The organism is Paenibacillus xylanexedens, assembly GCF_007676705.1.
Taxonomy (GTDB): Bacteria; Bacillota; Bacilli; order Paenibacillales; family Paenibacillaceae; genus Paenibacillus; species Paenibacillus xylanexedens_C.
On record NZ_VEBF01000002.1, the window covers coordinates 353,786 to 366,378 of the forward strand.

Annotated in this window: 13 protein-coding genes and 1 riboswitch; of the genes, 4 read left to right on the forward strand and 9 right to left on the reverse strand. The window is 45.6% G+C overall.

What is annotated here, in order from left to right; translation table 11 throughout:
- Positions 1–5: 5 nt before the first annotated feature.
- Complete coding sequence (locus tag FS628_RS11505; RefSeq protein WP_145324100.1) at positions 6–1,274, reverse strand: molybdopterin molybdotransferase MoeA; 1,269 nt, start codon at positions 1,272–1,274, stop codon at positions 6–8.
- Positions 1,275–1,497: 223 nt separating this feature from the next.
- Here FS628_RS11505 and FS628_RS11510 point away from each other — a divergent pair, with 223 nt between their 5' ends.
- On the forward strand, positions 1,498–1,788 hold the full coding sequence (locus FS628_RS11510) for an HNH endonuclease (RefSeq protein ID WP_145322013.1): 291 nt from the start codon (positions 1,498–1,500) through the stop codon (positions 1,786–1,788).
- A gap of 113 nt (positions 1,789–1,901) precedes the next feature.
- Here the strand turns inward: FS628_RS11510 and FS628_RS11515 are convergent, their stop codons facing one another.
- The 5 genes from FS628_RS11515 to FS628_RS11535 all read right to left on the reverse strand — a co-directional run bounded on the left by FS628_RS11515 (position 1,902) and on the right by FS628_RS11535 (position 4,802).
- Positions 1,902–2,639: a DUF4247 domain-containing protein gene (locus tag FS628_RS11515; protein ID WP_145322015.1), complete on the reverse strand. Its 738-nt coding sequence runs from the start codon at positions 2,637–2,639 to the stop codon at positions 1,902–1,904.
- Between the two features lie 11 nt (positions 2,640–2,650).
- Positions 2,651–3,157 carry a DUF4178 domain-containing protein gene (locus tag FS628_RS11520; RefSeq protein ID WP_145322017.1) on the reverse strand — a complete coding sequence of 169 codons (507 nt, stop codon included), beginning with the start codon at positions 3,155–3,157 and terminating at the stop codon, positions 2,651–2,653.
- 23 nt (positions 3,158–3,180) lie between these two features.
- Positions 3,181–3,582 carry a DUF350 domain-containing protein gene (locus FS628_RS11525; protein ID WP_145322019.1) on the reverse strand — a complete coding sequence of 134 codons (402 nt, stop codon included), beginning with the start codon at positions 3,580–3,582 and terminating at the stop codon, positions 3,181–3,183.
- 95 nt (positions 3,583–3,677) lie between these two features.
- Positions 3,678–4,349 (reverse strand): PspA/IM30 family protein, encoded by a 672-nt coding sequence (locus tag FS628_RS11530; protein ID WP_145322021.1) that lies wholly within the window; start codon positions 4,347–4,349, stop codon positions 3,678–3,680.
- Between the two features lie 111 nt (positions 4,350–4,460).
- Entirely contained in the window at positions 4,461–4,802 is a 342-nt protein-coding gene (locus FS628_RS11535; RefSeq protein WP_145322023.1) for a hypothetical protein, read from the reverse strand.
- A 153-nt stretch (positions 4,803–4,955) separates the two neighbouring features.
- On the opposite strand from FS628_RS11535, the gene FS628_RS11540 reads away from it, so the two are divergent.
- Complete coding sequence (locus FS628_RS11540) at positions 4,956–5,750, forward strand: polysaccharide deacetylase family protein (RefSeq protein ID WP_145322025.1); 795 nt, start codon at positions 4,956–4,958, stop codon at positions 5,748–5,750.
- A 113-nt stretch (positions 5,751–5,863) separates the two neighbouring features.
- On the opposite strand, the gene FS628_RS11545 is transcribed toward FS628_RS11540, so the two are convergent.
- The 3 genes from FS628_RS11545 to FS628_RS11555 all read right to left on the reverse strand — a co-directional run bounded on the left by FS628_RS11545 (position 5,864) and on the right by FS628_RS11555 (position 9,091).
- Positions 5,864–6,535 (reverse strand): 3D domain-containing protein, encoded by a 672-nt coding sequence (locus FS628_RS11545; protein WP_145322027.1) that lies wholly within the window; start codon positions 6,533–6,535, stop codon positions 5,864–5,866.
- A gap of 2 nt (positions 6,536–6,537) precedes the next feature.
- A riboswitch (cyclic di-AMP (ydaO/yuaA leader) is annotated at positions 6,538–6,734 on the reverse strand.
- A gap of 211 nt (positions 6,735–6,945) precedes the next feature.
- Positions 6,946–7,668 carry an amino acid ABC transporter ATP-binding protein gene (locus FS628_RS11550; protein ID WP_145322029.1) on the reverse strand — a complete coding sequence of 241 codons (723 nt, stop codon included), beginning with the start codon at positions 7,666–7,668 and terminating at the stop codon, positions 6,946–6,948.
- On the reverse strand, positions 7,655–9,091 hold the full coding sequence (locus FS628_RS11555; RefSeq protein ID WP_440131291.1) for an ABC transporter substrate-binding protein/permease: 1,437 nt from the start codon (positions 9,089–9,091) through the stop codon (positions 7,655–7,657). The genes FS628_RS11550 and FS628_RS11555 overlap by 14 nt, the downstream gene beginning before the upstream one ends.
- Before the next feature lie 210 nt (positions 9,092–9,301).
- Here FS628_RS11555 and FS628_RS11560 point away from each other — a divergent pair, with 210 nt between their 5' ends.
- Entirely contained in the window at positions 9,302–10,477 is a 1,176-nt protein-coding gene (locus tag FS628_RS11560; protein ID WP_145322033.1) for a M20 family metallopeptidase, read from the forward strand.
- Positions 10,478–10,714: 237 nt separating this feature from the next.
- Positions 10,715–12,484 (forward strand): alpha-glycosidase, encoded by a 1,770-nt coding sequence (locus FS628_RS11565; protein WP_145322035.1) that lies wholly within the window; start codon positions 10,715–10,717, stop codon positions 12,482–12,484.
- Positions 12,485–12,593: the final 109 nt, after the last annotated feature.

Consider the following 12,593-nt stretch of genomic DNA (forward strand, 5'->3'; position numbering starts at 1 on the left):
ATCAACTACCTCACATGACCCGAGGGCAGTTTGAGGATTCGCACTTGTTCACCTGCAGGAATACCTTTTTTCTCAGGTGGAATAACAATCAGACAATCACTGTCCTTAATGGTAATCATCACGCTCGATTCATCTACACGGGCAGCAGCGGGTATCGCGTACACCATGCCGTTGCGGATTGTAGTGCGTCCACGTACGAATCGTGTAAAATTGTTTACTTTGGTGTAGCCTTCTTCCAAAATCGCAGTCCATTCTTCCAAATAAGGATGGGCATCCGCTTGCATGGAACGAATAGTAGGACGAACAAATAGACCAAAACCCACAAAACAAGCACCCGGATTACCCGAAAGCGCAAAAAGCAATTTGTCTTTGTACACAGCTGCTGTGGTTACACTGCCTGGTCGCATCGTCACTTTGTTAAACAACATCTCCACATGTTCTTCCAGAACAAGTTCCCCCATAATATCATAATCCCCGACGGATACACCGCCTGTGGTCACTACGATATCATTATCTTGAATGGCTTCTTCCAGTTTGGCCCTGGCTGTATTCACATCGTCTGCAATGGAACCGTACATCACCGGCTCTCCTCCCGCTTCTACGACCAATGAACGCAGCATGTAACTATTGCTGTTTCGAATCCGACCTGGTTGCAGGGGCTCGTCTACATCAAGCAATTCCGTGCCTGTTGCGAATATCGCTACCTTAGGACGTTGAAATACGGGGACTTCTGCAATGCCAAAAGTAGCCAACACCGACTGCTCTCCCGCTCTGATGATCGTTCCTGCTTCAAGCAGTTGCTGACCCTCCTGAACTTCCAGTCCAATGGGTGTAATATTAGCACCAGACATTATCTGGCGTTTCAATGCAATCCACTGTTCTCCGTTCTCTTCTTTGCTCTCGGTCATCTCCATCATGACCACCGCATCCGCACCTTCTGGAACCTGTGCACCCGTCATGATGCGAGCAGTCGTACCTGATACAATGGTGTGGTCCGAGGTATATCCACAGGGAATTTCATCAATTACACGAAACCAGATTTGTTGCTCACTTGATGCATCTGTAGTATCTGTACTTATAATCGCAAAGCCATCCATGCCCGATCTCCGGAAGAACGGATACGGGTGAGGTGCCTGAATAGTCTCCGCAAGTGTACGTCCATGGGCAGATTCAAGGCGAACTTTCTCTATGGGACCCGAAGTCACGCGTGCAGCTATTTTGGCTTGGGCATCCGGTACCTGTACAGCTGTACGATTGAACTTGGCAGTTGTCATATCATGTGAATGTGAGTTCAGTTTCAAAAGTGTTCTTACCTCCTAGGGACATCTTATCGTTTAAGAAAGTGTAGCCCGAAAGCTGCTCGATGACAAGTACATCGCTCACTGACTCCTGTCACAAGATTTTAATTCTTACGGATGCAGCAGTTCAAAGGCCTACATCCAACATGAAAGCCAGCGCATTTGCTCATAATATCATTGATACAAGGAGGCGAGAACCATGAGTGACCAATGTGAATTATGCGGAAGAGAACCTGTAGACACGACCATCCATCATCTGACACCCAAAGAAATGGGCGGAACATTCCTGCCAACAGCCAACCTGTGCATACCCTGTCACAAACAGATTCATTCGCTATACACCAATCGTGACATTGTAACCCTTGGTCTCACTGACCTCCAATCCTTGAGACAAGATGAACGAATGATTCCATTTATCCGCTGGATTCGCAAACAGCCTGCTTCAACGATTCCCCGCGTACGCAAGTCCAATCATGTTCGCAAATCGTAAACCAAAAAGAACAGCTCCAAGGTAATGTGCCGGCAGAGGTGAATCCGCCTTCCCTTGTCACTGTTCTTAAATGAACTTTGCGTTTAGCAGCCACGCTTATGATTAGATGCTTATTATCTTCGCCTCTTAATCCGGCCGCCGCCCACTCTGGTTTTCGGTTTTTTGTAGGATTTCTTAGGTGAATCAAACAACCCACCACTGCTCTTGTTGCGATCAATGGTTCCCTTGCTCTGATCTTTGTTCCGGTTGAATAATCCGCCGCCAGATCCCACACTAGAATCTTTATCGCTTCCGCGCCTTGTAATCGTACCTTTCCGATCCACTGTAATGGGTGGAGCAACTTTCTTGTCATTACTCGTTGGTGTACGGTAAGATCCTGCACTCGGTTTATACGTATCTTTATTGGTATATCCCCGATATTTACCATACCCCCGCCCGCCAAAAGAATCGAACAGATTACCGATTAACGTAGCGGTCAGATAACCTTGTAAAAAAGATGAATCGTAGTTCTGTCGAACATATTCCTTTGAGTCCACCTCAACCAAGGTATCCTCCGGTTTGTTCGGATCTTGTTGCAGATGATAATAATCGTCCTGATACACCAGGAACATACGCTCCGTATTCTCTGCCGAGATCTGATCCGGTTGCCTTTGCTCAGACAATTCCTGAGCCACTTCCGGAACCGTACGGTCCGAAGCCCGGTACACATAGGACGTTGAGTTACCACTGCCACTAACCGATTCAAGCGGATATGTGTCCTGAACAGAAGGTGCTCCGCACGCGGACAACAGAGACATCACAAGGCTGAGGACCAGCATTAATTTTAATCCATGTGCCAAGCGTTTTTTCATTGGAACCTCTCCTAGCTCGAACGAATCACTTTGATATCCGCAGGAAGAATGGACTCACCCTCATACAGTGTAAATCTTCTGTCTTGCCACTCCACGCGGAGAAGCATATTATCATCAGACTGATACTGCCATACCAATTGTTCTCCAGCCTGGCCATAGGGAGTTCTGCCTGCCGTCGATACCATGCCTCCATATTCTTCCTCCAGATGATATGCACGGCCATCCAGGTCGAGTAATGTAGGCACCTCATCAGGTGCATCAAGCCTGCCGTCAATCGGTGTGTATAAGGCATAACGGGTGATTTCCCGTTCTTCAATATGCAAATATCGAAAAGCGGTACCATCCTGCAGCGTAAGCACAACTGCATTTCGAGCGCGATTTTGTACCCGACCAACGACTTCATAAGTGACGAGAGAAACCTCACAGATATCACCAGGTGCAAGCTGTAGCATGGTTTTCTCTGCCTGCGGTGGTTCAGGTTTCGTTAGTATTCCTTTAATACGTTTCCATACACTCATGATAATTACTCCTGTTCCTTATCTTATAAACAAGCTGCAATAATCAGTGCGCCCACGATATGTAAAGCGCCAGAGAACAACCCGTATCCTGTCTTCCCTTGCTGAATTCCGGTATCCAGATCCAGAGTGGCCCATTTGCGAATCATAAAGTGTACGACACTCTCCAGAATCAACAAAATGATAAAGGATACAACGGAGACCAACAGTGCTTCTCCCAGATGACCAGCCGTAGAAATGGACGTAGCGAGTACATACCCTTGCGCAAATAATTTCATCACCATACGTGTAGTAACGGCCATATTGCCAGCCTTAACTTCAGCAAAATCCTTATATTTCGTGAACAGTGAATCAACATACATCAAAACAAACAGCAAAACCGCACCAGATCCGGTCCAGACCAGCATCGCCAAAATGTTCAAATCCATTTACACAGCCCCCACATATCAACATGAACCGCATTTAAAAGCGAAGGAGAAACGCTCTTCTCCTCCGCTGGTTAACCCTGCTGACAACCAAGGTGTTAGTTTTTATTATCGTATTGTTTCATCAATGCTGCGAGTTCGTCTTCAACAGCCTGATCTTTACCCAACTTCTCGAACTCTTCATCAAGCGACTTGTCTTTGGATGACATCTCGTTGCTTGCTTCAGCTTGAGCTTCCATTTGCATCATTTTCTCTTCCATACGCTTCATGCCGGCACTTGCCGTATCCGAGCCAAATCCATTCAACGCTTTGTTGATTTCCGTTTGGGCTTTTGCTGCATTGTAGCGGGCTACCAATGTTTCGCGTTTGTTCTTCATTTGAGTCAACTGCTTACGCATCTCATCGAGCTTGCCACGCAGGTTATCTGCAGAAGCCTTGTTCTGATCATAGCTGGTTTTGTACTCAGCCATCTTCTCTTCAGCAACCTTTTTCTCTTCAAGAGCCCGGCGAGCCAAGTCCAGGTTCTGAGCACGTGCCGCCGTGTGCGCCTGTTCTTCACGTTTCTTCACAAGAGCTTCCTGCTCTTCGAACAACTGCTTGAATTTCTTCTCAATGGCGATCTGTGCGGCTACTGCTTTCTCCGCATCCTCCAGGTCCTCTTGCATGTCACGGATATATTGGTCCGTCATCTTGATTGGATCTTCTGCCTTGTCAATAATGGCATTAATGTTAGACATCGTTAAATCACGCAATCGTTTGAAAATGGACATTATGGTATTCCTCCTAGTCGATATTACATCGTATATATTTATACATACGTAACAATCTACAACTCGTTTCAATTTTAGCAAATAAAATCAAAACATGCGATTGCTCTTACGTCAGGAAGATTGTTTATCCTTATTCAGATGATCCTCCATCAACCTCTCTGCAGTCTGCACGATTTCGTCGATCTGCATCCGTGTAATGGAATCAAAATGGATACCCATAATTACCGTAACGGTTACTTTCAGCTGCAGGGCAGCCTTTCGGGCAAGCCGCTCACAGAGCTCTTGTTCCTTATGACCCGGAATATGTACCGTAGTCCCACTAACCCGCTCATGATCCACATAGAACGTGGCTACAGCGCCAATATGCGCCTTTCCTCCAGTAACGAGAAAAACCTTATCCTCTCCTGCTTCAATCACCTGTAAACGTATCGATTTCAAATCATATGTACTCATAGCCATCCACCTATCCTTCTCTATATGTTATATATGGAGGAATTATGGCTTTCATGAGCTACATCGGCAATGAAAATTCTCACACTACGCATAACTTATGGATACCCCGGGCATACCAAAGAGAACGTCATTTTGGAAAAGGAGGCCGTTATTATGCGCGTACGCCTCATTATGCTGATGGTTATCGTTATTTTTCTCGGAGGATATCATGCTCCAGTTGTTTCATCGCGGGATGCTTCAAGCCCGCCAAGTGAGTCGGTATCAGGTTCAGATTCCGCGGAAGAAGAACAACTGACATTGGGACAATTACGTCAAAAATATGCCGATACGTTCAAAACCAATGGTCCTTCAACCAAGCAGGTTGCACTGACTTTTGATGATGTGCCCGATCCACGATTTACTCCGCAAGTGCTGGATGTATTGAAAAAATACAAAGTCAGAGCTACCTTCTTCATCGTGGGTAGTCGTGCTGAGAAACATCCAGATCTGGTAAAACGCATGGTTAAGGAAGGACATATCGTTGGCAATCACAGCTACAATCATCCGGAATTCAGTAAGCTGTCGATGAATGCCTTTCGCAAACAAATTTTACATACCGGCGATATTATTCATCACCTCACGGGACATACCCCCAAAATGATACGGCCACCTTATGGTGACATTAATGAGGAACAGCTGAAATGGGCTGCCAGACAGCATTATAGCATTGTGAACTGGAATGTGGATTCGTTGGACTGGAAAGGCCTCTCCAAGGAAAAGGTGAAAGATAATATCCTATCTGCCGTGAAACCTGGTTCCATCGTTCTGCAGCATGCAGGAGGCGGTGTGGGATCTAACCTGAACGGTACTATTGAGGCTCTGCCCGAAGTCATTGAGGAACTGCGTCACCGCGGATATGAACTGGTCACGTTGGACGAAATGTTGGGATTGCCTAAGGCCAAAGATTAGAATGTCCATAATCCGTGTTGGGAAATGATTGCGAATGTTAAAAGGTGCCTGTTCAATCGCAAGTTAGCGACTGACAGACACCCTGTTTGAATTCATTAGATGTAATTTACTTTCTACTTCAGAATGAAGAGCTCGATATCCTGAAAACCAAATGTGCTTACGGACTGCTTGCTACCCGGAATGAAGATATCAATCCGGTGACCCTTGATTGCACCGCCCACATCACGTGCTGTGGCTACAAAAGCCTGTTTGGGCAATCCCGGATGGCTGTGACCTGTGACCAATACTTTGGTTCCGAGCGGAATCACACTTGGATCAACTGCAATCGTACCCAGTTCAAGATCATTGCCGAAGTAATCCACAGGACCCCAACCTCCATTTTCGGACGGATCTGCAGAGTATGCCGTTGCTTTCACATTGACTGCTTTACTGTAATCAAACGTTTTGCCCCAGGCTTGAACCACTTTGTTATCTGCGTTAACGTCCAAGCTTGCTGTGGTAATCGTCTTCGCTTGAGCCTTGCTTTCCGTAGCGACAGCAGCAACTTTGTTTGCTTTGCCGGGGATTGTAATTTTCAAACCACCATAAATGTTGTAAGGCGAAATGTCGTTATTTGCTTTAACCAACGTGTTAAGTGCTATTCCATATTGTTTCGATAAGGTGTAGAAGGTATCCCCCTCTTTGGCCACATGAACTGAATCTGCGTGAGCCGGAACGGCTTGAATAAGCATTGCTGTTGTCAATAATGCTACTGCTGTTTGGGCTATACGTTTCTTGTTAATCATGGTCTTCCTCCCTCATTTTGCCTGCGAAGTTAGTTGTCGGATTCGGATGAGGAGCCACCCTATAGGTTCTTCGTTACATTCGGAAACATTATGTACCCCTAATTCACCCCAAGCAGTGTGCCGTAGATCTTCCCCCTGCACGATCTGCATTGTTACATCCCCCGCACTCCCTGTCCGGAAGTTTCGGCAGAGTTCAATATATCACAATTTTGTAACCTGAACTTGTAGTAATTCTTACCAAATGATTTTCAATCATCTGTAAGAATACTGGATAATTTCGAGATGTTGGATGCACCGATTCCTTAATATTAAGTTACAGAAAAGTTACTTTTCGACTCTGTTAATGTTTATTACGCATAAAAAAATAGCGTTACCGACATGAAGTCAGCAACGCTATTCGATCCATGAATTTAGAGTACTTTAGCAAGAAAATCACGTGTCCGTGAATGTTTCGGTGCTCCGAACACCTCGTCTGGTGTTCCCTCTTCCACAATAACCCCGCCATCCATGAACAGGATCCGGTCTCCCACTTCACGTGCAAAACCCATCTCATGCGTCACGATGACCATGGTCATCCCGCCTTCTGCAAGACGTTTCATGACATCCAATACTTCACCGACCATCTCAGGGTCCAGTGCCGAAGTAGGCTCGTCAAACAGCATGACATGCGGTTGCATGGCCAATGCTCTTGCAATGGCGATCCGCTGCTTCTGTCCACCGGACAGCTGATTCGGGAATGTATCTTTCTTATCGTACAAGCCCACAGTGTTAAGCAGATCAGCAGCAATTTTCTCCGCTTCCTGCGTGGATTGCTTCTTCACTTTGATTGGGGCAATTGTAATGTTTTGCTGCACCGTTTTGTGTGGGAACAGGTTAAAATGCTGGAACACCATCCCCATTTTTTCACGAGTCGCGTTAATGTTGTGCTTGGGGTCCGTAATTGACACACCTTCAAAATCGATTTCACCTGATGTAGGTTGTTCCAAGAGGTTCAGACAACGCAAGAATGTACTTTTACCTGAACCGGAAGGACCGATGACCACGACAACCTCGCCTTTGCCAATCGTCACGTTAATGCCCTTAAGCACATCGTTATTTCCATAAGATTTGTGTAATTGTCTAACGTCTATCACTTGCACTCAACTTCCTTTCCAGTCGTCCCAGCAGCTTGGACAAAATGAACGTCAATACAAAGTAAATGGCTGCCGCAATGACAAACGGACTCATTCCTTGGTACGTAATGTTTTTGACAACACTTGCCTGATACATAATGTCCACCATACCGATAACAGAGATAATGGAGGATTCCTTGATGATCGTTATGAATTCATTACCAATTGCTGGCAATACGGCCTTGAAAGCCTGTGGCAATATGATGTAACGCATGGCTGCACCTCTGCCCATTCCGAGGGAGCGAGCTGCTTCCAACTGGCCACGATCCACCCCTTGAATACCTGCACGGAAAATTTCCGCAAGATAGGCACCACTATTGATGGAAAGTGTGATAATACCCGCTTGAAGGGGACTAAAATTAATACCAAATGTCAGGGCCAATCCGTAATAGATTATCATCAATTGCACTAGCATCGGAGTACCCCGAATGACTTCGACATACGCTGTTCCAATCCAACGCAGAATGGCTACATCATGCAGACGGAACAAACAGATGATCAGTCCGATGATAACCCCAAATATTACACCAAGTGCAGATAACAGGAGCGTGTATCCTATACCTGTTGCATAGAAGCTCTTGTATTGCCAGAACACTTCAAATATATTTTGTGATTTGTTCACTTTATCAGCCATCAGGAGACTGGCGTCTGTGACCATTTGTTCGATCTTATTTTCACTTTTCAATCGCTCGAGCGTTCCATTTACCGCACTTAGCAACTCTGTATTACCTTTACGGATTCCAATTGCTGCTTCTACCTGTTCTTCATCAGGAACAGCAGGAGCAAGTGCAATCACATCGTCCAGATATCCCGCAGCAACGGTATCTTCAACGATTGCTGCATTTATACGATTCGTTTGCAACTGCAACACAATATCAGAAATTTTATCGAGCGCAGTAAGCTTCGCTCCTGGGATATTCTGTCCAATCGTCTCTTGAATGGAACCCTTCTGCACCCCTATTTTTTCATTCTCCAGTTCTGCCATCGTCGGATATTTGTCTTTATCCGCACTGCGAACCATGATTACTTGTTTGGACTTGTAATAGGTGTCGGAAAAATCAATACTTTGCTTCCGCTCATCGGTTGGTGTCATGCCCGAGATGACCAGATCCACACGACCGCTCTGCAATGCAGGCAGGAGTCCGTCGAAGCCCATATCTTCAATGACAAGCTCAGCGCCAAGGTCTTTGGCAATTTCTTTGGCAATGGCAATATCAAAACCAACAATTTGATCTTTGCCATCGATCACTTTATGGAATTCATAGGGTGCAAAATCGGCACTTGTACCGAGCACCAGCTTTTTACTGCTTGAATTGTCTGTAGTCCCACTTGCAAGTGCCACAGGAACGGCAGCCGTCAGCAGAACGACAAAGGTCAACAGCATCATAGTGTAACGACTTATCAATTTCAACCTTGTTCTCTCCCCTTACAATACTTTGTATGCTTCTCATGTTGATGACTGAGTCATTATAAAGTACAATGCATGATTATGCAATGCATTTTGACATTACAAATCTTGACTTGTTTCTGAAAAAATGAAGCAAACATGATATAATCAATGAATTATTTTCATTTTTGTATAAGGAGTTTACTAATGACATCTAACAAATCACAGATCCTGAAGCTTATTGATCAATATGCTTCCCGTTTTAAAGCCATTTCATCATATATCGGTGCCAACCCCGAACTGGGAAATGAAGAGTTCCTTGCTTCTGCTCGTCTAAAAGAAGAACTGGTCTATCACGGGTTCGCTGTAGAGGCTCCAATCCTTGGACTGGACACAGCTTTTATTGGAACCTATTCAGCCGCCAAACCCGGCCCTACCATCGCATTACTGTGTGAGTATGACGCGTTGCCGGAGATCGGTCACGCTTGTGGTCACCATCTGATCTGCATGATGAGTCTTGGGGCTGCTGTTGGGCTAAAATCCATTCTGGATGAAGTCGGCGGAACAATTAAAGTGTTTGGTACACCCGCTGAGGAGACACGTGGTGCCAAAGTTCCTATGGCTGAAGCAGGCTTGTTCGATGACTGCGATGTCGCTCTGATGGCGCATCCATATTATGCCTATGAAAAATCAGGCAGTTCACTGGCTATTGATGCTGTACAATTTGAATTCCATGGCAGATCTTCACATGCTGCTGCAAGTCCACATGAAGGCATTAACGCACTTGATGCCGTTATTCAAACGTTCAATGGAATCAATGCATTCCGGCAACAAGTGAAAAGCACCGTTCGTATCCACGGTGTGATCAACAACGGGGGTCAAGCGGCAAACATCATTCCTGACTATGCTTCCGCGCAATTTTATGTACGTGCAGCAACCAGAAAAGAGCTGAATATCCTCACGGAACGTGTGATTCAGATCGCTGAAGGCTCTGCTCTCCAGACAGGCTGCAAGCTGGTGACGTCCAACTATGAAACGTCCTATGACGAGATGGTCACCAATGAAGCATTCTCAGCTGCATTTAGTCAAAATCTGATGGAACTGGGCATCCCTCAAGAAGAGATTGTGAGTGGTAACGATCATGGCTCCATGGACATCGGTAACGTTTCCCTGAAATGTCCTGCCATCCATCCTTACATTCGTGTTGTAGACGAGGTGCACACACTGCACTCCATAGCCTTCCGTGATCTTGCACTCCAAGAGCGCGCCCTGGACGGGATGATTCTGGGAGCCAAGGCACTCGCTACAACAGCCTACGACGTCCTGAGCCAGCCGGAACTGCTTCAATCCATCCGTACTGAGTTCGAGCAAGCTATTCGTTAACATTTGTTTCAGCACGTTGCATAGGGGTACCCTGAGAGGGCTTGAATTTCAAGCTTGTTCCGGGTACCCCTTTTCGTAATAATCTGTAAGTATATCCAGTAAGAAGCTGGATATGCTATGAAAAAAAGCCTTGAAAACACTGAAAATAATACATTTTATTACAGCAAATATGGTTCATTTGCTGGCTAACTTGGTTATATATTGCTATAACTTATCCTATATTCAGGAGGTGCTGTCATGCTGCTCGAAGCCATGTATCATGTCCCTCGTGACAAGTGGGCTTACGCCTATAATTCGTCTACCATACATCTGCGCGTAAGAACCAAGCGCAATGATGTGCAATACGTGACTGCACTGACCGGAGATAAGTACAATTGGAACGGAACCTACAAGGAAATTCAACTGGAGAAAGCTGCTTCCGATCGCATGTTTGATTATTGGGAGGCTGCCGTCAAGCCACAATTCAAACGTCTCACCTATATATTTCGGATAACCGCCGGTTCAGAGGATGTGTTTCTTGCGGATAATGGAATTCATTATGAGACCCCCTATCCCACCGGAGGATACTATGAGTTCTCTTATATACACGAGATCGATGTGTTTAAGGTGCCCGAATGGGCCAAAGAAGCCGTCTTTTATCAGATCATGACTGAACGATTTGCCAATGGAGATCCCAAACTGAATCCACAAGGAATACATGACTGGGGTGGCAAACCTGAGTTGGACAATTATTTTGGTGGAGATCTGCAAGGTGTGCTGGATCATCTGTATGACTTGACTGAACTTGGCGTGAACGCCATTTACTTTACCCCGTTATTTCAGGCTAATTCCTACCACAAATACGACACCATCGACTATAAAAAGGTAGACCCCCATTTCGGTGATAACGCCATGCTCAAACAAGTGACAGAAGAATGCCATCGCCTGGGTATACGTGTCATGCTTGACGCGGTGTTTAACCATTGCAGCGAAGACTTCCCTCCTTTTCAAGACGTACTCCAACATGGAAAAAACTCAAAGTATGCTGATTGGTTCCACATCAATGAATATCCGTTGCAGATTAAGGACGGTATACCTACCTACGATACGTTCGGGTTCTATGGCAACATGCCCAAATTCAATACAGCCAACCCAGAGGTTAAGGCCTATCTACTCGATGTAGCTGAGTACTGGATCAAGGAGATCAAGCTGGATGGCTGGCGATTGGATGTAGCGAATGAAGTGGACAATCATTTCTGGCGTGATTTCCGCAAGGTTGTTAAGGCAGCGAATCCCGAAGCCTATATTGTAGGTGAAGTATGGAGCGATTCCTTGACCTGGCTTATGGGAGATCAATTCGATTCCGTCATGAATTATCCTTTTGCCGACAAAGTGCTTCAGTTCTTCTGTGGTTCAATGGATGGGTATAATTTTGCCAACGAGATGGGTTCATTGATTATGCGCTATCCGCAACAAACCAACGAAGTAATCTTCAATATGCTCTGCAGCCATGATACCCCTCGCCTGCTCACCCGGTTAGGAGAAGACAAACGCCGATTAAAGTTATCGGTTGTATTTCTCTTCACCTATATTGGCACACCTTGTATCTTCTATGGAGATGAGGTTGGAATTAGTGGTGGTGCTGACCCGGATTGCCGAAAATGCATGGAATGGGACCCTGCTAAACAAGACAGAGAACTCTACGATTTCTATCGTCTGATGATCGATTTACGCAAAAGCAATGAAGCCCTGCGCAAAGGACGCTTCCGTTTCCTCAAAGCTGATCATAACGATCCCTGTATCGTGTACGAACGTGTAGATGACAACCTCCACTTTACTGTATGGATGAATAATACTTCTCAAGATCGTACGCTCTCTCATCCCATGGAAACCAAAGACTGGAAGGATGCTTTAACGGAAGAGTCTGTGTATCCAACCGATGGCATGATGAATGTTAAGCTTGACCCCTACGGGTACCGGATTTTGTACAGGCAGCTTGATCCGGCGACCATTCATTTTAAAATCTAAGTCAAAACATGCTCATTACAAAAGAAAACACTTCTACCGCCTCAGATGAATGTAGTGCGTTCATTCTGAAGTTTCGAAGTGTTTTCTTTTGCGTAAAAAAGCCACAGCA